The sequence below is a fragment of the Actinomadura sp. ATCC 39365 genome (genome assembly GCF_054392275.1).
On sequence record NZ_CP184335.1, the window covers coordinates 9,605,476 to 9,627,674 of the forward strand.

19 protein-coding genes are annotated in these 22,199 nt (G+C 73.4%); 6 read left to right on the plus strand and 13 right to left on the minus strand.

Annotated elements, in window-relative coordinates:
• The 5 genes from ACNF49_RS45950 to ACNF49_RS45970 all read right to left on the minus strand — a co-directional run bounded on the left by ACNF49_RS45950 (position 1) and on the right by ACNF49_RS45970 (position 6,997).
• Positions 1-1,059, minus strand: coding sequence for an amidohydrolase family protein (locus ACNF49_RS45950; RefSeq protein ID WP_482941670.1), 1,059 nt, complete (start codon positions 1,057-1,059; stop codon positions 1-3).
• Positions 1,056-2,348 carry an alpha-galactosidase gene (melA, locus tag ACNF49_RS45955; RefSeq protein ID WP_357979468.1) on the minus strand — a complete coding sequence of 431 codons (1,293 nt, stop codon included), beginning with the start codon at positions 2,346-2,348 and terminating at the stop codon, positions 1,056-1,058. The genes ACNF49_RS45950 and melA overlap by 4 nt, the downstream gene beginning before the upstream one ends.
• Before the next feature lie 3 nt (positions 2,349-2,351).
• The gene (locus ACNF49_RS45960) at positions 2,352-3,296 is read right to left on the minus strand and encodes an alcohol dehydrogenase catalytic domain-containing protein (RefSeq protein WP_482941671.1); all 945 of its coding nucleotides are present in this window, start codon (positions 3,294-3,296) and stop codon (positions 2,352-2,354) included.
• A gap of 249 nt (positions 3,297-3,545) precedes the next feature.
• Complete coding sequence (locus ACNF49_RS45965; protein ID WP_357979464.1) at positions 3,546-4,760, minus strand: cytochrome P450 family protein; 1,215 nt, start codon at positions 4,758-4,760, stop codon at positions 3,546-3,548.
• Positions 4,761-4,891: 131 nt separating this feature from the next.
• Positions 4,892-6,997, minus strand: a complete 2,106-nt coding sequence (locus ACNF49_RS45970; RefSeq protein ID WP_482941672.1) for an ATP-binding protein — start codon at positions 6,995-6,997, stop codon at positions 4,892-4,894.
• Positions 6,998-7,135: 138 nt separating this feature from the next.
• Here ACNF49_RS45970 and ACNF49_RS45975 point away from each other — a divergent pair, with 138 nt between their 5' ends.
• Both ACNF49_RS45975 and ACNF49_RS45980 read left to right on the plus strand, forming a co-directional pair.
• Entirely contained in the window at positions 7,136-8,107 is a 972-nt protein-coding gene (locus ACNF49_RS45975; RefSeq protein ID WP_482941673.1) for a PP2C family protein-serine/threonine phosphatase, read from the plus strand.
• Positions 8,108-8,190: 83 nt separating this feature from the next.
• A complete protein-coding gene (locus tag ACNF49_RS45980; protein WP_482941674.1) occupies positions 8,191-10,173 on the plus strand; it encodes an APC family permease in 1,983 nt (660 codons plus the stop codon).
• A 37-nt stretch (positions 10,174-10,210) separates the two neighbouring features.
• Here the strand turns inward: ACNF49_RS45980 and ACNF49_RS45985 are convergent, their stop codons facing one another.
• The 4 genes from ACNF49_RS45985 to ACNF49_RS46000 are packed head-to-tail and all read right to left on the minus strand — an operon-like array spanning position 10,211 to position 14,570.
• Complete coding sequence (locus tag ACNF49_RS45985) at positions 10,211-11,182, minus strand: phosphotransferase (protein ID WP_482941675.1); 972 nt, start codon at positions 11,180-11,182, stop codon at positions 10,211-10,213.
• Entirely contained in the window at positions 11,169-11,315 is a 147-nt protein-coding gene (locus ACNF49_RS45990; RefSeq protein WP_352352560.1) for a hypothetical protein, read from the minus strand. Before ACNF49_RS45990 ends, ACNF49_RS45985 begins: the two co-directional genes overlap by 14 nt.
• Before the next feature lie 49 nt (positions 11,316-11,364).
• Positions 11,365-13,842, minus strand: coding sequence for a PEP/pyruvate-binding domain-containing protein (locus ACNF49_RS45995; RefSeq protein ID WP_482941676.1), 2,478 nt, complete (start codon positions 13,840-13,842; stop codon positions 11,365-11,367).
• Entirely contained in the window at positions 13,839-14,570 is a 732-nt protein-coding gene (locus ACNF49_RS46000; protein WP_482941677.1) for a TetR/AcrR family transcriptional regulator, read from the minus strand. The genes ACNF49_RS45995 and ACNF49_RS46000 overlap by 4 nt, the downstream gene beginning before the upstream one ends.
• Positions 14,571-14,684: 114 nt before the next feature.
• Here ACNF49_RS46000 and ACNF49_RS46005 point away from each other — a divergent pair, with 114 nt between their 5' ends.
• From ACNF49_RS46005 to ACNF49_RS46015, 3 genes are all read left to right on the plus strand, one after another.
• Positions 14,685-15,230: a hypothetical protein gene (locus ACNF49_RS46005; protein WP_357979448.1), complete on the plus strand. Its 546-nt coding sequence runs from the start codon at positions 14,685-14,687 to the stop codon at positions 15,228-15,230.
• A gap of 49 nt (positions 15,231-15,279) precedes the next feature.
• Positions 15,280-15,660 (plus strand): hypothetical protein, encoded by a 381-nt coding sequence (locus ACNF49_RS46010; protein ID WP_482941678.1) that lies wholly within the window; start codon positions 15,280-15,282, stop codon positions 15,658-15,660.
• A gap of 79 nt (positions 15,661-15,739) precedes the next feature.
• Positions 15,740-16,411 (plus strand): DUF6766 family protein, encoded by a 672-nt coding sequence (locus tag ACNF49_RS46015; RefSeq protein WP_482941679.1) that lies wholly within the window; start codon positions 15,740-15,742, stop codon positions 16,409-16,411.
• On the opposite strand, the gene ACNF49_RS46020 is transcribed toward ACNF49_RS46015, so the two are convergent.
• On the minus strand, positions 16,345-17,181 hold the full coding sequence (locus ACNF49_RS46020) for a 1-aminocyclopropane-1-carboxylate deaminase/D-cysteine desulfhydrase (RefSeq protein ID WP_357979442.1): 837 nt from the start codon (positions 17,179-17,181) through the stop codon (positions 16,345-16,347). The two genes, ACNF49_RS46015 and ACNF49_RS46020, sit on opposite strands and share 67 nt — an antisense overlap.
• A gap of 43 nt (positions 17,182-17,224) precedes the next feature.
• Between ACNF49_RS46020 and galK the strand changes: the two genes are divergently transcribed.
• Positions 17,225-18,337 (plus strand): galactokinase, encoded by a 1,113-nt coding sequence (gene galK / locus ACNF49_RS46025; protein WP_482941680.1) that lies wholly within the window; start codon positions 17,225-17,227, stop codon positions 18,335-18,337.
• Between the two features lie 5 nt (positions 18,338-18,342).
• On the opposite strand, the gene ACNF49_RS46030 is transcribed toward galK, so the two are convergent.
• From ACNF49_RS46030 to ACNF49_RS46040, 3 genes are all read right to left on the minus strand, one after another.
• Positions 18,343-20,172 (minus strand): glycoside hydrolase family 15 protein, encoded by a 1,830-nt coding sequence (locus tag ACNF49_RS46030; protein WP_482941681.1) that lies wholly within the window; start codon positions 20,170-20,172, stop codon positions 18,343-18,345.
• Positions 20,173-20,193: 21 nt separating this feature from the next.
• Positions 20,194-21,234 carry an NAD(P)-dependent alcohol dehydrogenase gene (locus ACNF49_RS46035; RefSeq protein ID WP_482941682.1) on the minus strand — a complete coding sequence of 347 codons (1,041 nt, stop codon included), beginning with the start codon at positions 21,232-21,234 and terminating at the stop codon, positions 20,194-20,196.
• A gap of 156 nt (positions 21,235-21,390) precedes the next feature.
• Positions 21,391-22,164, minus strand: a complete 774-nt coding sequence (locus ACNF49_RS46040) for an enoyl-CoA hydratase-related protein (protein WP_358002419.1) — start codon at positions 22,162-22,164, stop codon at positions 21,391-21,393.
• Positions 22,165-22,199: the final 35 nt, after the last annotated feature.

The window sequence follows — 22,199 nt, forward strand, 5'->3', positions numbered from 1 at the left end:
TCAGGCCAGCCGCGGCACGAGCCGCAGCGCGTTGCGCGCGTACACCTGCTCCAGGACGTCGTCGGGCAGGTCGAGCCCGGAGATCGTCCACCGGCCCATCAGCGGCGGGTCGTCGAGGGAGTGCGCGAACGCCTCGTCGTCGGTCTCCATGAACCGGAAGTGGATCCGGTAGACGTCCGGGTGCGGCGGGATCTCGTCGGTGCCGAACAACACCCGGCCGGGGTGGCGGAGCATGAGCGCCCGCGTGGCGCGCGGCTGGCGTCCCAGCTCGGCGACGCGCGCCGCGATGTCGATGTGGAAGTTCGGGTACGCGTCCAGCATCCGGCCGGCGAACCCCAGGTTCTCCGGCCAGCACCCGGCGTGCACCCCGATCACGGTCGTGGCCGGATGCCGGGCGACCATCGACTCCATGGCCTCCATGAGCCGCTCGAACGGCGGGAACCGCGGCCCGGAGAAGTTCCAGTCGGGCCGGGCGGCCAGCAGTTCGAGGCGTTCGTTGCGCTCGTCCATGGGCTCGAAGAAGGCGACCGGGTCGGCGGTGTGCAGGGCGATCGGGACGCCCGCCTCCCCCACGGCGGCCCACAGCGGGTCCAGCCGGGGGTCGTCGAGCATGACCAGCTCGCCCCGGTGGTCGCGCACCCGCAGCCCGACGTCCTTCCACACCTTCAGCCCGGCCGCGCCCTCGGCGACCGACCGGCGCAGCTGGGCGGCCAGCCGCTCGCCGAAGCCGGGCGTTCCGGTCTCGGACCAGTCGACGTGGCAGAACGTGGCGAACCGGCCCGGATGGGCGGCGTCGTAGCGTTCGACGTTCTCGGCCAGCTCCCGGCCCCAGCGGCCGTCGAGGTTGACCATGCCGCGCAGGTTGAGCTCGTCCATCATGCCGATCAGGGCGGGGACGTCCTCGACCATCCAGCCGTCGTCCTCGGTCAGCCAGCGGCCGAGGTGGATGTGGGCGTCCACGACGGGCAGCCGGGCCCGCTCGACCTCGTGGACGGCCACCCGGAGCTGCGACACCGGACGGTAGCGGGACAACGGCAGCCCGGCGTCGGGCAGGGTCACTTCCTGATGCCTTCGGGCAGCAGCTCGCCGTGGGCCTCGATGAGGGCGTCCACGAGCTCGCGGACCTTGCGGACCGGAAGGGTGGCGGCGGTGTTGGGGTCGAGCAGCGCCGCCTGGTAGACGTGGTCGCGCCGCCCTTCCAGGGCCGCCTTGACGGTCAGCTCGCCGACGCTGAGGAAGGCCCGGTTGAGGGCGGCGACCTGGGCGGGCAGCTCGCCGACGGGCACCGGCTGCACGCCGGACCGGTCGACGTGGCAGGGCACCTCGACGGTGGCCTCCGGCGGCAGGTTGGAGATCAGGCCGCCGTTGCGCACGTTGCCGTGGATCAGCCTGCGGGTGCCGGTCTCCATCGAGTGGATGGCCAGCGAGGCCAGCTCGTCGCCGCGTTCGATCGGCACGCCCCGCCCGGCCTCCAGCGAGCTCTTGTACTCCTCGTACTCCTCGTAGCCCTCGGCCAGCCACTCCAGGTAGACGTTGATCGGGATGCGGTACCGCTCGACCTCCTCGGCGTGCGGCAGGAACCACGGCAGGTACTCCGAGCCGTGCTCGGAGGACTCGGTCGGGAAGTAGCCGAAGTTGCGGTAGACCTCCACGCGCACCCGCCGCCGCAGCTCGGGGTCCTGGTCGATCAGCTCGTCGAGCCGCCGGTACAGGTTCTCCCCGTCGCGCTCGAAGCGCAGCACGAACGCCTGGTGGTTGACGCCCGCGGTGAGGAAGGAGATCTCCTCCTCCGGCACGCCGACCATGGCGGCCAGCGTGCTCTGGGTGTCGCGGGCGGCGTGGCAGACGCCCACGACGTTCTTGAACGGGGTGCCGGCGTAGACCGACCAGGGGATCATCGACATCGGGTTGGTGTAGCTGAACAGCACCGAGTCGGGGGCGAGCTCGGCCAGGTCCTCGCCGATGCCGACCATGACGGGGATCGTGCGCAGGGCGCGGAAGATGCCGCCGATGCCCAGGGTGTCGCCGATCGTCTGGCGCACGCCGTACGCGGCGGGGATCTCCAGGTCGCGCCTGACCGCCTCCAGGCCGCCCACCGCGATCTCGTTGATCACGTAGTCGGCGCCCTCGACGGCGGGCCGACGGTCGGCGTACGCCTCGATCCTGGCGCCGATGCCCAGCTCGGCGACCATCCAGCGGGCCATCGCCGCGGCGGTGTCGAGCCGGGCCCGGTCGATGTCGTGGAGCACGATCGTGGACTCCGACAGTTCCGGAAATGTCAGGATGTCGGAGAGAAGGTTCTTGGCGAACGTGATGCTGCCGGCGCCCACCAGGACGATGCGGGCCATGGGTTACCTCGATTCCGGGGTCAGCAGGGCTTTGACGGGGGTGGCCTGGCCGTTCATCAGCCGGGTGAAGATCTCGGCGCCCTCTTCGAGGGGGAAGGTCCGGACCCAGCTCAGGTCCCAGCGGGTGACCAGGTCGACGGCCGCGGCGAAGTCGGCCGCGTCGTAGGCGAACGAGCCCAGCACCCGCTTCTCGCCGCGCACCAGGTCGGCGGCGTCGTAGCCGGCCACGTGGTCGGCCAGGCCGAGCCAGACGGCCACGCCGCCGGGGCGCAGCCGGGACAGGGACTGCTCGTGGGTGGAGGCGGCGCCGACCGCGTCGAAGATCACGTCGTACTCGCCGGTCAGCTCGGCGCCCGCCGCCACGCCGCCGAGCCCGGCGGCGACGGCCAGCCGCTCGGGCGAGCGGTCGGCCACGTCCACGCCGGCCGCGCCGCCGGACAGGGCGGTCAGCAGGCAGGTCAGGCCGATGGCCCCGGCCCCGATCACGCCCACGCGCGCCCCGGCCGGCCGCCCGGCCAGCCCCCAGGCGTGCACGGCGTTCGCGGCCGGCTCCACCACCCCCGCGGCGGTCCAGCCGAGCCCCTCGGGCAGCGGCACCACGGCCGCGGCCGGCACCGCGACGCGCTCGGCGAAGGCGCCCGGCCGGTGCACGCCGATGATCTGCCGCTTCCTGCACACGTTGGGCCGGCCGAGCAGGCACACGTCGCACCCGCCGCACGACAGGATCGGGTTGACCGCCACCGGCCGCCCGTCGTGGGTGCGCCCGGCGAACTCGTGCCCCATGACCAGCGGCGGCACCCGGAACCCGGGGGTCCGCACGCCGTGCAGCTCACTGCCGCAGATGCCGGCGGCGACCACGTGCACCAGCACCTCGTCCGGCCCGGCCACGGGCTCGGGCACGTCCCGCTGCTCCACGACGCCGGGGGCGGTGAAGACGAGAGCCCTCACGAGGGCCGGCCGGCGGTCGAATGCGCGCGTTCCATGAGATCCCCGTCCTATTCCGTCATAAGGAATGCTATTCCGAACTGGCGCTAGGAGACCATTGAGGCGAAGAGCGTGTCAAGAGGCGGGGGCGAACTCCCCCGGACCGCAGGCGGCATCGCCGCACCCGGCAACGCAGGAGCGGCCGGGTCGGGGACGTCACCCCACCCCGGCCATCCTGTTCCGAATGACGGAAAGACGGTTTGACAGGCAGAATCAGCGCAGCAGTACGGGCACCGCCAGCGGCCCCTCGGTGATGATCGACGCCGTGTAGGCGATCTCCTCGGGGCGGACCGCCAGGCGAAGCCCAGGGAACCTGCCGAACAGCGAGGACAGCGCGATCCTGGCCTCCAGCCGGGCCAGCGGCGCCCCCAGGCAGAAGTGCGGGCCCCGGCCGAAGCCCAGGTGCCCCTCCTTGGCCTTGCCCAGGTCGAAGCGGCCGGCGTCCGGGCCGTAGCGGGCCGGGTCGGTGCCCGCGCCGGTGAGCCCGACGACGATGGGCCGGCCCGCCGGGATGGTCGTGCCGGCGACCGTGACGTCCTTGAGCGCGTAGCGGAAGACCAGGCCGACGACCGAGTTGCGGCTGCGCAGCGCCTCCTCGACCACCTGCTCCCACGCGTCCTCCGTACGGGCGCGGTCGAGCTGGGCGGGGTCGGCGCACAGGGCCACGACCGCCTTGGCGATCAGGTGCACGGTCGTCTCGTGGCCGGCGACGAGCACGACCCACAGGATCCACAGCAGCTCGTTGTCGGACAGGCGGCCGCCGTCGTCCTCGTTCGCGCGGATCAGACCGGTGGTCAGGTCGTCGGCCGGCTCGCGGCGGCGGCGCGCGATGAAGGCCGCCAGGTAGCCGAGCAGCGCCCCGGCCGCCGCGTTGACCTCGTCGGGGGCGGCGGCGTGCGACAACATCACCCCGGTCCACTCGCGGATCTGCGCCCGCTCCTCCTGCGGGACGCCGAACAGCTCGCAGATCACGGCGACCGGCAGCGGCTCGCTGAAGGCGGACACGAGATCGACCTCGCCGTCCCGCCCGGCCAGGCGGTCGAGCAGCTCGTCGGTCATCTCCTGGACGCGCGGCGCCAGCGCGGCCACCCGGGCCGGCGTGAAGGCGCGGTTGATCAGGCTGCGCAGCCGCCGGTGGTCGGCGCCGTCCTTGGTCAGCAGGTGGTCGCCCTCGATGACCTGGCGCAGCGGCCAGTCGGCGGGGACGGTGCCGTCATGAAGGCCGGTGAAGTTCCTGGCGTCCTTGCTGTAGAGCGCCTCGTCGTTGGCCAGCACCTCGTCCGTCGCCTCGTAGGAGGTCACCAGCCAGCCGTTCACCCCCCCGGGCAGCAGGACGGGCAGGACCGGGCCGTGCTCGTCCCGCAGGCGGCGGATCGTCTCGGACGTCCGCTCGCCGGGAACCGGGAACGGAAGTGGCGCGGTGTCCAATGCAGCCTCCCATGTACGGATGTCTCCCTACTCTCCGTGGTAACGCCGATGGATCCAAGGGGTGAGGTTGTCACCGCCAGGCAGGCAACATCTGCCTCCTCCGCCACGTCGGAGCCCCAGGATCGGCGGTCTCACACGTTCGGCAGCCCCTCCCCCTCGGGTTCGAGCGCGTACGCGATCCCGGCGTCGACCTCGCCGTCGTACCCGGCGCTGAACGCCGACCCGTACGCGTCGTCGCCCAGGGCCTCGCGCGCCTGCCGCTCGCACTCCTGCCGGGCCGCCACCCAGGCCGGGACGCTGGCCTGCGCCTGCCCGTGGCTGCTCCAGATCCGCTGCGCCAGCCCCAGCAGCCGGGCCGCCCGCTCCGGCCGGCCCGCGGCCCCCGCGCCGAGCGCCAGCAGGTCGACGGTCAGCCCGATGCCGAAGTCGTCGTGCAGCCGGCGCTTGGTGCGCAGCGCCGCCTGCCCGTAGGCGACGGCCGCGGCCACCTGCCCGCGGGCCAGTTCGGCCTGGCCGCGCAGCAGGTCGCCGTGGGAGCGCATCGCCTGCTCGCCCTGCTGGTCGCACAGGGCGCGCAGATCCTCCAGCACCGAGATCGCCTCCTCGATCCGGCCGGCGACGGTGTGCGTGACCGCCCGGCACATCAGCGCCAGCAGCCCCGCGATCGTCAGCTCGTCGCCGCTCCAGCGCATCGCGTACGCCGGCTCCGACTCCGCCATGGCCTGCTCCAGGTCGCCGCGGATCACCCCGGCCGCCGAGCGCAGCGCCTTGACGCACAGCGCGGCGAAGGCGTCGTCGTCGGCCGCGGCGGCCTCGCACTCCTCGGCCCGCGCCTCGACGGCGGCGCCGTCCCCCTGGGTGGCGGCGAGCAGGCCGTCGGCCCACAGGGCGCGGGCGCGGACCGGGCCGGGGGCCGGGTCGAGCGCCAGGGCCTGGCCCAGGTAGTGGCGGCCCTCCTTGGCGTAGCCGCAGCCGTACCAGAAGAAGGCCAGCGTGCCGGCCAGGTCGAGGGCGGCCCCGCCGTCCCGCTCGCCGAGCGCGGTCTCCAGCGCGGCGCGCAGGTTGTCGTGCTCGCCGACCATCCGGTCGTACCAGGCGGGCTGGCCGGCGCCGAGCCAGCCGGCCGCGCCGCGCACGGCCAGGTCCTGGTAGTGGGCACGATGCCGGCGGCGCAGCTCCTCCTCCTCGCCGAGGCCGCGCAGCCAGCCCGCGCCGTACTCGCGCAGCGTGTCGAGCATGCGGTAGCGCTCGCCGGAGCCGGTCGGCAGCCAGGTCAGGATCGACTCGTCGGCCAGGGCGTCGAGCAGCAGCCCGATGTCGGCCTCGGGCAGCCGCTCGTCGGCGCACACCCGGCGCGCCGCCTCGGCGTCGAAGTCGCCGGCGAACACCGACACCCGCGCCCACAGCAGCCGCTCGGCGGGCTCGCACAGCTCGTGGCTCCACCCGACGGCGGTACGCAGCGCCTGGTGCCAGGGCGGGTCGGCCTCCTGGGTGAGCGCGAGGTCGTCCTCCAGCGTGGCGAAGCGGTCCTCCAGCCGGTCGGCCAGATGGCCCAGGGGCAGGTCGCGCAGCCGGGCCGCGGCCAGCTCGATCGCCAGCGGGATGCCTTCGAGCCTGCGGCACAGCCGGACGACGTCGTCGCGGTTGGTGTCGGTGATCTCGAAGGACGGCATCGTCTCCGCGGCACGCTCGACGAGCAGGGTCACGGCGTCGTGGCCGAGCGGCGCGGTGGCGCCCGCGGCCGGCACCGGCAGCGGGTCGACCACGATCACCAGCTCGGGGTCCACCTCCAGCGGACGGCGGCTGGTGGCCAGGACGTGCAGCCCGGGAACCGCCGCGAGCAGCCCCTCGACGGTCGCCGCGCAGGCGCCGACCAGGTGCTCGCAGGTGTCCAGCACGAGCAGCAGCTCGCGCCCGAACAGGTGCTCGGCCAGCACCTCGGACATCGGCCTGGTGGTCTGGTCGGTGAGCCGGAGCGCCTCGGCGATGGCGTGCGGCAGCAGGGTCCCGTCGTCCAGCGGCGACAGCTCGACCAGCCAGCACCCGCCGGCGAAGTCGGGCCGCAGGTCGGCGGCGGCACGCAGGGCCAGGCGGCTCTTGCCGACGCCGCCCACCCCGGTCAGGGTCACCAGCCGCGAACGCCGGCACGCCCTGCGCACCTGCTCCAGCTCCGCGCCGCGGCCGATCAGGCTCGTGAGTTCCGCTGGAAGGTTGCCCGCCTGCCACTTACCTGCCATCGTGATCGCCACCTATCGGATGAAGTTGTGACAGCAGCTTGCCGGAACCTGATGCACTGCGTGACTAAAAGTGAGAAAGTAGCTACTCACCCTGTTCGCCGCGTCCGGAAAGAAGAAGCCGATAACCGGAGACACACCATGCGTTCACAGCGAGGCTGGTTCCTGCTGTTCCTGCTGGTCGAAGGGGTTGTCGCGCTCTATGTCACCTTCGGGCGCGCCGGTTTCGACCCTCTGACGGGCCTGCTCGTCCTCGCTCCCGCGGCCGGTCTGACGTCCGTGGCCTACCGGTTCCAGTGCGACCAGGAGCGCGAGTTGTCCCGGGTGCGCCAGATCGCCGAGCTGGCCCAGCAGGCGATCGTCCGGCCGCTGCCGCCCCGGCTCGGCGGCATGAGCCTGGCCGTCCACACGCGTTCGGCCACCGACCAGGCGCTGATCGGCGGCGACCTGCACGACGCGCTGGTCGCGCCCTCGGGGGCGCGGCTGATCGTCGGCGACGTCAAGGGCAAGGGCATGGAGGCCGTCCGCCTGAGCGCCGTCGTGCTGGCCTCCTTCCGGCGGCACGCGCCCGACGCGCCCGACCTGGTGGCGCTGGCCGCGGCGCTCGACGCCGACCTCGTCCCGCACCTGGGCGAGGAGGACTTCGTGACCGTCCTGCTGGCCGAGTTCGTGCCCGGCGAGGTGCGGCTGGTCAACTGCGGCCATCCGGCTCCGCTGCGCATCGGCCACCGCCTGGAGGCGCTGGAGCCGCCCGAGCCCTCGCCGCCGCTCGGCCTGGGCCCCGAGCCGCGGATGCGGCGCGCCGGTCTCGGCCTGTCCCAGCGGCTGCTGCTCTACACCGACGGCCTGAGCGAGGCCAGGGACGCCGACGGCGTGGATTTCCCGCTCGACCAGCACGTCCGGCACGCCCTGGCGGCGCCCGGCCTCGACCACGCGCTGCCCAACCTGCTCGACCTGCTGGACGAGCACGCCGGCGACCTGCGCGACGACCTGACGCTGGTGCTGGTGCAGCCGGTGCCCGCGCCGGACCCCGCCGAGCGCGCGGCCGGTCCCGCGCCGGACGGCCCGGCCGCCACCGTCCTTCCGGCCGACTCCCGCAAGGACGGCTTCTGAGGGAGGACCGCACCGGGTGCCGCCGAGAGCCGACCCCCTAAGGTGGGGACGTTCGTTGGCGGCGTCCCCGAGAGGAAGTTCCGGTGAGCGGTACCGGTGGGCTTGCCATACCCGAGGCGATCGAGAGCGCGGGCCGTACCGGGCCGCCTTCGACCGGCCTGGCGCGATGGTTGCTGCGGCACCAGGTCCAGCCGGTCGGCCCCGAGTCGGCCGAGGGCCATGGCGAGCCGCAGCCCTGGTGGAAGGTCATGTGCCTGACCGGCGTCGACTACTTCTCCACCCTGGCCTACCTGCCCGGCATCGCCGCGCTCGCGGCCGGCGCTTTGTCGCCGCTGGCCACGCTGCTCATCGTGGCGCTGACGCTGCTGGGCATGCTGCCGATGTACCGGCGGGTGGCCAAGGAGAGCCCGCACGGGCAGGGGTCGGTCGCCATGCTCGAACGCCTGCTGCCGTTCTGGCGGGGCAAGCTGTTCGTGCTGGTCCTGCTGGGGTTCGTGGCCACGTCGTGGATCATCACGATCACGCTGTCGGCCGCCGACGCCTCGGTGCACATCCTGGAGAACCCGTACTTCCCGAGCTTCCTGCACGGGCACGCGGTGATCATCACCGTGGTGCTGCTGGTGGTGCTCGGCGGGGTGTTCCTGATGGGCTTCACCGAGGCGGTCGGCGTCGCGATCCCGCTGGTCGCGCTGTTCCTGCTGCTCAACGCGGTCGTCGTCGCCGTCGGGTTCGCCGACATGGCGGCCGAGCCGGAGTCCCTGTCGCGCTGGACGGACGCGCTGCTGAGCGGGCGCGGCGGCGTCACCGGGCTGCTCGGCCCGGCGGTGCTGGCCTTCCCGCTGCTGGTGCTGGGCCTGTCCGGGTTCGAGACGGGCGTCAGCATGATGCCGCTCGTGGCCGCCCAGGGCGACGACCCCGAGCAGCGGCTGCGCTCGCGTATCGGCAACACCCGCAAGCTGCTGACCGTGGCCGCGCTCATCATGAGCGTCTACCTGATCGCCACCAGCTTCGTCACGACCGTGCTCATCCCGGCCGAGCAGTTCGCGCCGGGCGGGCAGGCCAACGGCAGGGCGCTGGCGTACCTGGCGCACGAACGGCTCGGCGAGGGCTTCGGCACGGTCTACGACGTCAGCACCATCCTCATACTCTGGTTCGCCGGCGCCTCGGCCATGGCGGGCCTGATCAACATCGTGCCGCGCTACCTGCCCTCGTACGGCATGGCGCCCGAGTGGGGCAAGGCCGTCCGGCCCGTCGTGCTGGTTTACACGGCCATCTGCGTGCTGCTCACCCTGGCCTTCAACGCCGACGTCGACGCCCAGGCCGGCGCGTACGCCACCGGCATCCTGGCCATGATGGTCTCCGGCGCGGTGGCGGTGACCATCTCGGCCGTCCGCCACCGCCAGACCCCGGCCGTCGTGGGCTTCGCCGTGCTGACCCTGGTGCTGGTCTACGCGCTGGTGGAGAACATCAGGGAGAAGCCCGACGGCATCACCATCTCGGCGTTCTTCATCCTCGGCATCGTCGCGATCTCGCTGATCTCGCGGGTGTCGCGCACGACCGAGCTGCGGGCCGACCGGATCGAGTTCGACGAGGCGGCGCGCCGGTTCGTCACCGACTCGCTGAACCACGACGGCGCGCTCAACATCATCGCCAACCGGCGCGGCCCCGGCGACGCGGCCGAGTACCTGGCCAAGGAGAGCGAGCAGCGGTCCATGAACCCGGTGCCGGGCCGGGCCGACGTGCTGTTCCTGGAGATCGACGTCATCGACCCGTCCAGCTTCAGCGACGTGCTGCGGGTGCACGGCGTCGAGGTCGACGGCCACCGCGTGCTGCGCGCGGAGAGCCCGGCCGCGCCCAACGCCATCGCGGCCGTCCTGCTGGCGCTGCGTGACGGCACCGGGGTGCGCCCCCACTGCTACTTCGAGTGGGCCGAGGGCTCGCCGATGGTCCACCTGCTGCGTTACCTCATCCTGGGCCGCGGCGACACCGCGCCGGTCGTCCGCGAGATCATCCGCAAGGTCGAGCCCGACCCGCAGCGGCGGCCCGGCATCCACGTCGGCGGCTGATCGGCCGGGGCCGGTTCGGGGCCGGTTCGGGGCCGCGTCAGGGCCAGCGGGTGCGCAGCCAGGCGAGGGTGGCGCGGCGGGAGCGTTCGCGCCGGTCGCGCAGCGCCGGCGGCGCGGGCGCGGCGGCCGAGCGCGTCCAGTAGCCGAGGAGGGCGACCAGGAGGGCGTCCACCTGCTCGGCGGGCGCCCGGCGGCCGAGCGGGTGCGTGGTGAGCAGGTGCTCGGGGTCGCGCGGCCCGAGGTCCGACTGCAGCAGCAGGCAGACCAGGTCGGCCCAGGCCGGGCCGGTGCAGGCGCGCCCCCAGTCCACCAGGCGGGCGGTCCCGTCGCGGTCGATGAGGATGTTGTCGAACCGCGGGTCGAAGTGCAGCAGCGTGCCGCCGGTGACCAGGGCGGTCCAGCGGCGTTCGACCGCGGCCAGGCGGGGCAGGCGGGCGCGTTCCCAGGCACCGGCGCGGGCGGGGTCGAGGCTGTTCCACAGCTCGCAGCGTCCCGACATGCGCCCGGCCAGCGTGGGCAGGCCCGCCAGCGGGGACGGGGTCAGCTCGCGGGCGCACGCGGTGAGCAGGGCGAGCGCGGCGGCCAGCTCGTCGTCGTGCCAGGGCTCGTGCGGGATCCGGCCGGGCGCGACCCGCGAGCAGAGCAGCACCCACCCCGCCGCCTCGCAGGAGAACAGGAACCGGGGAGCGGGCACGCCCGGCGGCAGGGCCGCGCCCACCCCGGCCTCCGCCCGGTAGTCGGCCGCGTACGGCGAACCGGCGGGCACGGCCTTGACGAACACCCGGCCGCCGCCGGTCAGCGTGAGCACGCCGCGCACGCCGCCGGTGAATCCGCCGTGCCGCTCCGCGAAGCCGGCCGCCGCCCCGCCGAGCCGCCGCTCGACCTCCCGGACGAGAGCGCCGGGCAGGTCGTCCCAGCCGTGCGGTCCGGTCCCGGGGCCGGGCTGGTCGTCCCATCCGTGCGGTCCGGGCCGGGGGCCGGGCGGGTCGTGCTGTTCAGGTGGTGTCATCCGGTTGCCGGGCCTCCTGGAGGTCGGGCTGGGCGGCGTCGCGGTCGAGGCCCAGCAGGGCGAGGCGGAAGCGGGCACAGCGTGCTTCGAGCTCGCGCTCGTCGTCGAGGATCCACTGTTCGATCATGGTCATCCAGTGAACACACCGGCCGCCGGGGGACGGCCGACTTGGCGCAGTCTTTTCACTGGAGCAACTCGACCGTGCCGCGCTCGCCGTCCACGCGGACGCGGTCGCCGTCGCGCAGCCGCATGGTGGCGTTGCCGGTGCCGACCACGGCCGGGATGCCCAGCTCGCGGGCCACGATCGAGGCGTGCGACAGCGGGGCGCCCATGTCGGTGACGACGGCGGCGGCGCGCGGGAACATGGGCGTCCAGCCGACGTTCGTCAGGGTCGTCACCAGGATCTCGCCGGCCCCCAGCCGGTCGCCGTCCTCCGGGCCGGCGATGACCCTGACCACGCCCTCGACCACGCCCGGCGCGCCGGGGAACCCGGTCACGGTGTCGCTGACCGGGACGTCGAAGCCGCGGGCGTCGTAGACGTCGGCCCGGCGGCGCGGGTCGGCGGCCCACCGGACGGGATCGAATCGGCCGACGATCACCGTCGGGTACGGCGGCAGCGCGGCGTACCGGTCGTGCGTCGCCCGCCGGACCGGGACCCGGGCGAGGGCCGAGGCGTCGCCGCGCAGCACGTCGAGGATCTCCTCCAGGTAGAGGTGGAACAGGTCGTCGCCGTGCCCGGTCAGCTCCCCGGCGCGCACCACGAACGCGCGCAGCACCCAGAAGGCCCGCATGTTCTCCGAGCGGGCGTTCTCCCGGTCGCGGACGACGGCGTTCCACCGCCGTACCCGGGCGCGCATCCGGGCCTCCTTGCGGGGGTGGCGGGCGGCGAACCGGGCCCACGCCTCCCGCCTGGCCTTCTCCTGCCGGGCCAGCAGCGCCTCGGTGTCGGCCCGCAGGTCGCGCAGGCCGGCGAGCTGGGCGTCGATCCAGGCCGGGTCCTCGCCGGGCCTGGGCCTTGAGACCTCGAACTCGTGGGGGCCGCGGTGCCCGTAGGCCAGCGCGAACTCCTCCCTGCTGATCTCGCCCCTGGCCAGCCTGCCCAGGCCCAGGACGGGCCCGAGGCTGGCCAGCTCGCCGTCGGCGTTGACGCCGGTGAGCATGGCCTCGGCGTCCACCTCGCCCATCAGCCTGCGCAGCCGGTCGCGGGTCCAGACCAGCGTGGCGCCGCCCTGGCGGCCGGCGGCCTCCAGCATGCGGCTGGAGGTGACCATGTGCGGCTCGATCTCGGACGCCCACAGGTCGGCCAGCTCGGGACCGGAGGACGTGGCGGCCACGCGTTCGCGCAGTTCCTCGCAGCGCTGCCGGGAGGTGGCGAGGAAGGCCGGCATGTCCTTGAGGTTCCGGCGCACCCGGCGCTGGAGGTCGACGGCCATCGGCAGGACGCGCCGGACGATCTCCCAGCGGGACAGCCGCACCGGGGGCACCTCCAGGCCGGTCGGCAGCCTGCCGAAGATCTGCTCGACCGCGCCCAGCCTGCTCCGCATGCCGAGGGCGGCGGCTATGGAGTGGACGACGCTGAGGTTCATGTAGAAGCGGCCGCCGATGTTGCCCACCAGGTCGAAGCCGGGCAGCGCCGAGGCCGACATGGCCTCGTGGATGAAGATCCGGACGAACGACCAGGTCGCCGGCGTCATCACGTCGGGGATGGCCTCGCCCAGGTTGCCGGCGGTCCACAGGTAGTCGCCCTTGAGGCTGTCGTTCCACTCCTCGACCTGCGGCTTCAGGCCGGTGATCGGGCGGGCCTGGAGGATCGCGAACGTGCCGTCGCGCCTGGCCCACTCGACGTCCATGGGCATGCCGTACAGGGCCTGGACGCGTTCGCCGAGCGCGGCCAGCTCCACCGCCTGCGCCGGGTCGAGCACGGGAGCGCGGCGCAGCTCCTCGGGCACCGGCTCCTCGCGGGTGCCGCTCGCGGTACGCACGGTCATGACGGTCTTGTCGGCGACCCGCGAGCCGGTGACCCGGCCGCCGGACAGGGTGATCGTGTCCGGCGTGACCTGCCCGCCGACGACGGCCTCGCCGAGCCCCCAGGACGCGTTGACCACGATCTCGTCGCGCGCGCCGGTGACCGGGTCGGCGGTGAACATGATCCCGGCCGCGTCGGCGTCCACCAGCTCCTGGACGACCACCGCCAGGGCCACGTCGTCGTGCGGGACGCCGTTGCGCTCGCGGTAGGCGACGGCGCGCGGGTTCCACAGCGAGGCCCAGCAGCGGCGGACCGCCTCCAGCAGGCCGTCGGCCCTGACGTTGAGGAAGGTGTCCTGCTGCCCGGCGAACGACAGGTCGGGCAGGTCCTCGGCGGTGGCCGAGGAGCGCACGGCCACCGCGACGTCGTCGCCGAGCGCGGCGTGCGCGGCCCGGATCGCCTCGGCGAGGGCGGACGGGATCTCGTGCCCGGCGAACAGCGCGCCGGGGTCGTCGCTGAAGGCGATCTCGTCGCCGAACGCCGCCACGAACGACCGGTACGCCAGCGTCGTGACGACGAACCCGCCGGGCACCGGCAGCCCCGCCCTGACCAGCCGGGCCAGCGAGGCGCCCTTGCCGCCCGCGGTGCCGAGGTCGGCGGCGGCTTCGTCGTCGAGGGGAATGACTGCCTTCATTGCACGCGCTCCTTGGCCGGGCTCATGGATGTCGCCAGTTTGCGCCGGGCGACGTCGGCGAGGGCGTCGAGGAGGTCGAGCGTGGCCCGCGCGACGGCGGCGGCGCCGGCGGGCGGCAGCGCCCGTCCGGTGCCCACCGCGCGCTCGACGGTCTCGGCCAGCAGCTCGGCGACGCGGTCGTCGGGCAGCCGCTCGGACTCCGGCTGCGCGCCGGGCAGGAACATGAAGCCGTAGAAGATCGAGCCGATCACCGTGACGTGCTCGGCCGGCTCCGCGCGCACGGCGCCCAGCCGGACCAGCTCGCGCAGGTAGGCGTCGAAGGGGCCGCCGAGTTCGAGGCCGCTGGCCGCCGGGCCCTGCCGCTTGAGCCGGGTGAGCTTGCCGAGCACCTCGGAGTCGTCGAGCAGCACCGCGTGCAGCAGCGGCCGGTGCAGCAGCGCCGCGGCCAGGCTCCGGAACAGCTCGCCGAGGGTGGCCGGCGCGCCGTCGCGCGCCCGGTCCAGCATGAGCACCCGCTCGCGCCGCAGCAGCGCGGCGAACAGCTCCTCACGCGTCTTCCAGTGCAGGTAGATCGTGCCCTTGGCGACCCCGGCGCGCCTGGCGACGTCGTCGACGGTGGTCTTGTCGTAGCCCCAGCGCAGGATCAGCTCGGCGGCGGCGTCGAGGATCCGGTGGGCGCGCTCGGCCTGCCGCGCGGGGTCCTGTGGGGGCCTGCCCGCTCGGGCCATACGTCATCCTCCAATTGTTTGACCAAATGAGCATAAACGGTCACACAATCGACGGCAAGCCCGGATCTCCCGTACGCCGCCGGGAAGGCGCCGCCGGGCCGTAGCGTAGGGGGCATGGGCAAGGCGTTCTGGATCGACCAGGAGTTCGACAGGGACCGTGACGGGCGCTACGCCGTGCACGTGCGCAAGAACCTCGACGAGTTCGAGTGGGGTGACATCGCGCCGGTCAGGTTCGCCTGCGCGGCCTGGCGGCTGGCCACCCCGCCCGCCCTCACCCCCGGCTACGTGCGCTGGGACCGCCGCGTCCTGGAGGCCACCTGCCACCGCAACACCTGGGACGGCACCCTGTTCGCGCGCGTCCGGATCGTCTCGCCGCCGCCCGCCGAGCTGACCAGGTCGCGTGCCTGGTGGCGCGACCGCGGCTGGCTGGGCTGGCAGGAGACCTTCGGCCAGTACGTCGAGCCGAGCCAGCAGGACCTCGCGCGCATCCCGTTCCTGCGCGCCACGCTGCTCGTCGAGGCGCCCGTGCCGCTCGGCGACCTCCCGCCGGAGCCCGAGGGGCCGCACGACGAGGTCGAGCAGCGCGCCCACCGGGCCGTGCTCGTGCTGGTCCGCGAGCTCAACGCGCTGGTCGCCCCGGTGCTCGACCAGCTCGGGTAGCCCGCTCCCGGCCAGCATGCCCGGTGCCCCCGTGGGTAGCGGGAGGCTCATGAGATTTCCGTTCGTCGTGACGACGCTCCTCCTGGCGGCCGTCGGCTGCGCCGTGGACACGACGTCCCCCGCCCGCGCCACCGAGAGTTTCCACGCGGCGCTGGCGGCTCACCAGGAGGACGCGGCGTGCGGACTGCTGGCCCGGACCACCGCCGAGAAGCTGCCCGACCGCGGCCAGACCTGCGCCCAGGCGCTGGGCGACCTCAAGCTGGGGCCCGGCGGCGCGGTCACCGAGGTGAACGTGTGGGGGAAGGAGGCCCAGGTGCGGCTGGCCGGCGACACGCTGTTCCTGCACCGCTTCGACGACGGCTGGCGGGTCAAGGCCGCGGGCTGCCGGCCCGTGCACGACCTGCCCTACGAATGCGAGGTGGAGGACTGATGCGGGTGATGTTCACGCTGACCCTGCTCGTCATCGCGGCGGGGCTGGCCTGGTTCCTGGCCATAGGGTGGGCGCGGTTGTGAAGTGGTTGAAGGAGAACTCCCTCTCGCTGGTCTTCCTGGTCATGTTCCTGCTGGCGCTCGGCGGCCAGGCTGTGGCGGGCATGCTGCAGTTCAACGACCTGCAGATGGTTCAGGGCGCCGACCCGGTGTCGTTCGCCGAGTACGTGACCTCCTCCGACTTCGCCGTGGACGTGGCCGAGAACTGGCAGTCGGAGTACCTGCAGTTCTTCCTGTACATCATGCTGACCGTCTGGCTCGTCCAGAAGGGCTCCCCCGAGTCCAAGAAGGTGGAGGACGCCGGGGCCGAGTCGGACGAGGAGCAGCAGGTCGGCGCGCACGCCACCAGCTACTCCCCCGCCTGGGCCAAGGCCCGCGGCGCCCGGCTGTGGTTGTTCAGCAACTCGCTCGGGCTGGTGATGGGGGCCATCTTCGTGCTGTCGTGGCTGGCCCAGTCGGTGGCGGGCCAGGCGGCCTACAACGCCGAACGGCTCGGCGACCTGCGCGACCCCGTCTCATGGGGCCAGTACGTGACCTCCGCCGAGTTCTGGAACCGCAGCCTGCAGAACTGGCAGTCGGAGCTGCTGGCCGTGTTGTCGATGGTGGTGCTGTCGGTCTACCTGCGTCAGCGCGGCTCGCCCGAGTCGAAGCCGGTCGGCGCCCCGCACGCGGCCACCGACGTCGAGGGCTGACCGGTCAGCACGGCCACGACGCGGGTGCCCGGCGCGAACACTCCCTGCCGGGCCAGGTCGAGGACGCCGTAGAGCATCTTGGCCACGTAGACGCCCTCGACCCGGTGCTCGGCGGCGAACCGGTCGAGGGCGGGGGTCGAGCGGGCGTAGCCGCCGAAGTGGTGGTCGAGGTCGATCGACCAGTTCGTCCAGGTGCGGCCGTAGGCCTCGTGCTGGAGCCGGGCCACCTCGCCGGCCAGGAAGCCGGCCCCCTTGAGCACCGCGAAGCCCAGCGCCCGCCTGCCCTCGGGCAGCCCGGCCGAGATGCCGGCCAGGGTGCCGCCGGTGCCGACCGGGCAGCAGACGACGTCGTAGTCGACGTCGATCTCGGGCGGGAGCTCGGCGCAGCCGCGCACGGCCGCGGCGTTGCTGCCGCCCTCGGGCAGGATCGTGACGTCGCCCCACCGCTCCCGCAGCCGCGCCTGCACCTCGGGCGTGTGCTTGAGCCGGTAGGAGGCGCGGTCGAGGTAGGTGAGGGTCATCCCGCAGGAGGCGGCGAAGGCGAGCGTGGGGTTGAGCGGCAGGTGCTCCTCGCCCCTGATCACCCCGATCGTCTCGATGCCGTGCAGCCGTCCGGCCTGGGCCACGGCCCTGATGTGATGGGAGTACGCCCCGCCGAAGGTGAGCAGCCGCCGATGGCCCAGGTTGTACTTGAGTTTGCGCCGCTTGTTGTCATCGTGCTTCAGGAACACCCGGACCTCGCCGAGCGCTGGATCCAGGAGCTCCTCCATGGCGCTAGTCTACGGTCGGGCCTTTGTTGAGGAGTGTTGGATTATGCGCGTTGCTGAAGCTTTTCGTGCCGCCTTCGGTGCCGATCCCCGGACGGTCTGGCGCGCGCCCGGCCGGGTCAACCTGATCGGCGAGCACACCGACTACAACGACGGTTTCGTCCTGCCCTTCGCGGTGCCGTGGGGCGTGAGCGCCGCCGTCACCCCGCGCGCCGACCAGACCATCCGGCTGCTGTCCCTCCAGTCCTCCGGCGGCCCGATCGAGCTGTCGGCCAGGGAGGAGGCGACCGGCTGGGCCCGCTACGCCGTGGGCGTCCTGGCCATGCTCGGCGACCGGGTCGCCGGCGCGGACATCGCGATCGACGGCGACGTGCCCCAGGGCGCGGGGCTGAGCTCCAGCGCCGCGCTGGAAGTGGCCGTCGCCTCCGCGCTGAACGACGTCCACGGGCTCGGCCTGACGCCGATGGAGATCGCCCTGCTCAGCCAGCGGGCCGAGAACGACTTCGTCGGCATGCCGTGCGGCATCATGGACCAGGCCGCCTCGGCGCTGTGCGAGGAGGGCCACGCGCTGTTCCTCGACTGCCGCTCGCTCGGCTCCAGGAAGATCCCCCTCGACCTGGCCGCCGAGGGCCTGAGCATCCTCATCATCGACACCCAGGTCCACCACGAGCACGCCGGCGGCGAGTACGCCAAGCGCCGCGCCGAGTGCGAGTCCGCCGCCCGCAAGCTGGGTGTGGCGTCCCTGCGCGACGTCACCGACCTGGCCGCGGCCCTCGACCGGCTCCAGGGCGACGAGCGCAAGCGCGTCATGCACGTCGTCACCGAGAACCACCGCGTCGAGGCCCTGGTCGGCCTGCTGCGCGCGGGCAAGGTGACCGAGATCGGCGCCCTGCTCAACGCCTCCCACCTGTCGCTGCGCGACCAGTACGAGGTCTCCTCGCCGGAGCTCGACGTGGCCGTGGAGGCCGCCTTCCGCGGCGGGGCCCGCGGCGCCAGGATGACGGGCGGCGGCTTCGGCGGCTCGGCCATCGCCCTGGTCCCGGACGACCGCCTGGACAGCGTGCGCGAGTCGGTCTCGGCCGCCTACGCCGAGCGCGGCTTCCAGCCCCCGCGTTTCCTGGCCGCCACCGCCGCCAAGGGCGCCCACCGCCTGGCCTGAGCCGGTCAGGGCGTCCGGGCCGCTCCCGCCCGTGCCAGGTTGACCCCGCTGGCGATCACCCCGATGTGGCTGAACGCCTGCGGGAAGTTGCCCGCGAACGCGCCAGTGGCCGGGTCGATCTGCTCCGGGAGCAGGCCGAGCGGGCTGGCGCGGGCGCACAGGGAGGCGTACAGCTCCTCGGCGCGGGCCCGGTGGCCTTGCAGGATGAGGTTGTCCACCAGCCAGAAGCTGCACAGCAGGAAGGCGCCCTCGTCGCCGGGCAGGCCGTCCGGCGACTGCTGGTGCAGGTAGCGGTAGAGCAGGCCGTCACCGGCGGACAGGCGTTCGGCGACGGCGGCGGTGGTCGCCGCCATCCGCGGGTCGTCGGCCGGCACGACCTTGCGCAGCGGCAGCGCGAGCAGGCTGGCGTCCAGGCCGCCGCCGCCGTCGAGGTGCTCGCTCAGGCACTGCTCCTCCTCGTCCCATGCCTGCTCCAGGATCAGCCGGCGCAGCTCCTCGGCGGTGGAGCGCCACCTGGCGATCGGACCGGCCAGGCCCAGCCGTTCGCCGATGGCCGCGGCCCGGTCGAGCGCCACCTGGCACATGCCCGCCGAGTAGGTGAAGACCCGGCCCTGGCTGCGTACCTCCCAGATGCCCTGGTCGGGCTGCCGCCAGGTGTGCGCGGCCGCCTCGGCCAGCGCCGACAGCCCCGACCACAGCGCGGGCTGGAGGTCGCGGCCGGGCAGCAGCCACTGGTCGGCGCAGTCCAGCACCTCGCCGTAGACGTCGTGCTGGCGCTGGTCGGCCGCGCCGTTGCCCCACCGCACCGGCGCAGAGCGCCGGTAGCCCTCCAGGTCGGCGTCGACGACCTCCTCGGGTACGGGGTCGCCGCGCAGCGTGTACATGATCCGCGGCTGGCCGCTCTGCTCGAAGGCGTCGAGGACCCAGCCGAGGAAGCCGTCGGCCTCCTCCGCGAAGCCGACGCGGCGCAGCGCGAAGACGGCGTAGGCGGCGTCGCGGATCCAGGTGTAGCGGTAGTCCCAGTTGCGCACCCCGCCGACGGGCGCGGGCAACGAGGACGTCGGCGCCGCGACCAGCGAGCCGTTCATCCAGTCGTCGCACAGCTTCAGCGTGATCACCGAGCGCCGGACCAGCGCCTCCTGCGGGCCCCGGTAGGTGCACGCGCTCATCCAGCGCCGCCAGGCGTCCGCGGTCTGCCGCACCATCGCCTCGGGGTCGAACCGGTGGTGACGGTGGATGCGCCCCCACGACAACACCAGGTCGAGGCGCTCGCCCTCGTGGAGGTCGTGCACGGTGCGCAGCCCGGTCAGCGGCCGGTCGGACCGCAGGTGCAGCCGCAGGTCGGGACGGCGGGACGCGCGCACCTCCAGGCCGCTGCCAAGCACCCGGGCCTGCCCGCCGCCGCGCGGCGCCAGCTCCGCCCGCAGGCGCACGTCCCCCGCCAGGACGACCGCGGACCTGACCAGCTCGCCCCGTCCGCCGCCCGCGTCGTCGCTGAGGTCGGCGCCGGCGCGCAGGACCAGCGCGTCGGTGATCCGGACCACGCCGGACGGGCCGCGCAGCTCGGTGACCAGCACGGCGGTGTCCGGCTCGTAGTACTGCCTGGCCTCGCGCAGATCGTCGGTCGTCAGCGTGAAACAGCCGCCGCGTTCGCGGTCGAGCAGGCCGCACAGCAGCGGGTCGCTGTCGAAGTGCGGCAGGCACAACCACGGGATCGAACCGTCGAGGGCGACCAGGGCCGCCGTCGTGCCGTCGCCGATGAGCCCCAGGTCCTCCAGCGCCGGGTAGCCCTCCCGGTGGCGCACCGGGCGGAAGGGTGGATCGAGATCGAGCATGGCCGGCGTTCTCCTCTGCGATCACCGCTGGAAGGTGATCATCACCTTCACCACGTCGTCGAGCTTCTTGTCCGAGACCTCGAAGGCGCGTTCCATCTCCTCGAAGCGGAACGTGTGGGTGGTCAGCGGCGTGGGATCGACCCGGCCGCCCTCCAGGACGCGCAGCAGGCGCTCCATGCGCAGCCGCCCGCCCGGGCACAGGCCGGTAGTGATCTTCTTCTCGGCCATGCCGACGCCCCACTCGACGCGCGGGATGCGGACGAACTCGCCCTGGCCGTAGTAGCCGGTGTTGGAGACCGTCCCGCCCGGCTTGATGATTTTGATCGCGGTCTGGAAGGTGGCGTCCGCGCCGAGCGCCTCGATGGCGGTGTCCACGCCCTGTCCCCCGGTCAGGCGGAGCACGCCCTCGACGACGTCCTCGGCGCTGAAGTCGACGATCTCGTCGGCGCCGAAGTCGCGGGCCAGTTGCTTGCGGCGGGGCACCGACTCGACCCCGATGACCAGGCCGGCGCCGCGCAACCGGGCGCCCGCGGTGGCCATGAGGCCCACCGGGCCCTGGGCCAGCACGGCGACCGCCCCGCCGATGGGGATGTCACCGTTCTCGGCGCCCATGAACCCGGTCGAGAGCATGTCCGAGCAGTAGACGGCCGTCTCGTCCGGCACCCCGCCGGGGATCTTCGCCATGTTGGCGTCGGCCTCGTTGACGTGGAAGAACTCGGCGAAGACGCCGTCCTTGGAGTTGGCGAACTTGAACCCGCCGAGCGGGCCGCCCGACTGCGACGGATGGCCGTCCTGGCAGGCGAGATCGCCCCAGTCGGGGGTGATGGCCCCCACCAGGACGCGGTCGCCCGGCCGGAAGTCCCGTACCTCCTCGCCGACCTCGTGCACCACGCCGACGCCCTCGTGCCCGAGCGTGAGATCGGTGCGCGGCCCGATGCCGCCCTGGACGGTGTGGGAGTCGGAGGTGCAGATGAGGGCGGTGGTGGTGCGGACGACGGCGTCGCGTGGACCCGGCCGCGGCACCGGTTTGTCCATGAAGCCGACCCGGCCGATCTCCTTCATGACGAAAGCCTGCACCGCGCCCCCGAACGTGCCCCGCTGGACGTCCCCCCACGCCCCGGCCTGGCCGCGGACCCTTCGGACACGCCCAGCCCTACCCTGCCGGGATCGCCGTCTAACCTCGGCGCGCTCTGCCCGTAACCCCTCCGGCCTGCGGTTTCACAGCGCCGGGAAGTCCGGCGGGCGGCGCTCCAGGAAGCTGGCGACGCCCTCGGCGAAGTCGGGCCGCCCGAAGGAGGCCAGCATCTCGTGGACGGCCTTCCTGGCCGACTCCTCCAGGGTGACGTCCCAGTCCTGCCACACCTGCCGCTTGATCACCGCCATGGACGCCGGCGAGCTGTGCACGGCCAGCTCCCTGGCGTACTCCTGGGCCTGCTCCAGCAGCGACTCCCCCGGCACCGCGCGGTTGGCCAGCCCCAGCTCGTACGCCTCCCGCCCGCTGAACACCCGGCCCGACAGCAGGACGTCCATGGCCCGCTGCTGGCCCATGACCCGCGGCAGCACCCAGGACAGGCCGTACTCGGCGACCAGGCCACGGCGCGGGAACGCCGTCGTCCACTTGGCCTCCTCGGCCGTGAAGACCAGGTCGCAGACGAGCGCGTGCACCATGCCGAGCCCGGCGCAGGCGCCGTTGACCGCGGCGATGATCGGCTTGCCGATGGTGGTGGGGAAGGTGTTGGGGCGGGGGTCGGGGGTCTCGTCGTAGGAGCCGGTCTGGATGGCGGCGAGCGTCCTGAAGTCGGCCCCGGCGCAGAAGCCCTTGCCCGCGCCGGTCACCACGATCGCCCGGACGTCGGGGTCCTTCTCGGCCTCGGCCAGCAGGTCGAAGTAGCGCCGGCCCATGGCGTCCGTCCAGGCGTTGAGCGTGTCGGGACGGTTGAAGGTCAGCGTGAGCACGCCCCGGTCCGACGATGAGAGCACGAGTTCCGCCATGCGCTAACCGAATCATGTTCTGGGCGGGGCTGGCA

Coding starts and splice junctions, on each gene's coding strand:
- ACNF49_RS46005 (WP_357979448.1), top strand. CDS start 14,685: ATGGGCAAGGCGTTCTGGATCGACCAGGAGTTCGACAGGGACCGTGAC.
- ACNF49_RS45975 (WP_482941673.1), top strand. CDS start 7,136: ATGCGTTCACAGCGAGGCTGGTTCCTGCTGTTCCTGCTGGTCGAAGGG.
- ACNF49_RS45995 (WP_482941676.1), bottom strand. CDS start 13,842: ATGAAGGCAGTCATTCCCCTCGACGACGAAGCCGCCGCCGACCTCGGC.
- ACNF49_RS46035 (WP_482941682.1), bottom strand. CDS start 21,234: ATGAAGGAGATCGGCCGGGTCGGCTTCATGGACAAACCGGTGCCGCGG.
- galK (WP_482941680.1), top strand. CDS start 17,225: ATGCGCGTTGCTGAAGCTTTTCGTGCCGCCTTCGGTGCCGATCCCCGG.
- ACNF49_RS46040 (WP_358002419.1), bottom strand. CDS start 22,164: ATGGCGGAACTCGTGCTCTCATCGTCGGACCGGGGCGTGCTCACGCTG.
- ACNF49_RS45970 (WP_482941672.1), bottom strand. CDS start 6,997: ATGGCAGGTAAGTGGCAGGCGGGCAACCTTCCAGCGGAACTCACGAGC.
- ACNF49_RS46000 (WP_482941677.1), bottom strand. CDS start 14,570: ATGGCCCGAGCGGGCAGGCCCCCACAGGACCCCGCGCGGCAGGCCGAG.
- ACNF49_RS45990 (WP_352352560.1), bottom strand. CDS start 11,315: ATGACCATGATCGAACAGTGGATCCTCGACGACGAGCGCGAGCTCGAA.
- ACNF49_RS45985 (WP_482941675.1), bottom strand. CDS start 11,182: ATGACACCACCTGAACAGCACGACCCGCCCGGCCCCCGGCCCGGACCG.
- ACNF49_RS46010 (WP_482941678.1), top strand. CDS start 15,280: ATGAGATTTCCGTTCGTCGTGACGACGCTCCTCCTGGCGGCCGTCGGC.
- melA (WP_357979468.1), bottom strand. CDS start 2,348: ATGGCCCGCATCGTCCTGGTGGGCGCCGGCAGCATCACGTTCGCCAAG.
- ACNF49_RS46030 (WP_482941681.1), bottom strand. CDS start 20,172: ATGCTCGATCTCGATCCACCCTTCCGCCCGGTGCGCCACCGGGAGGGC.
- ACNF49_RS46020 (WP_357979442.1), bottom strand. CDS start 17,181: ATGGAGGAGCTCCTGGATCCAGCGCTCGGCGAGGTCCGGGTGTTCCTG.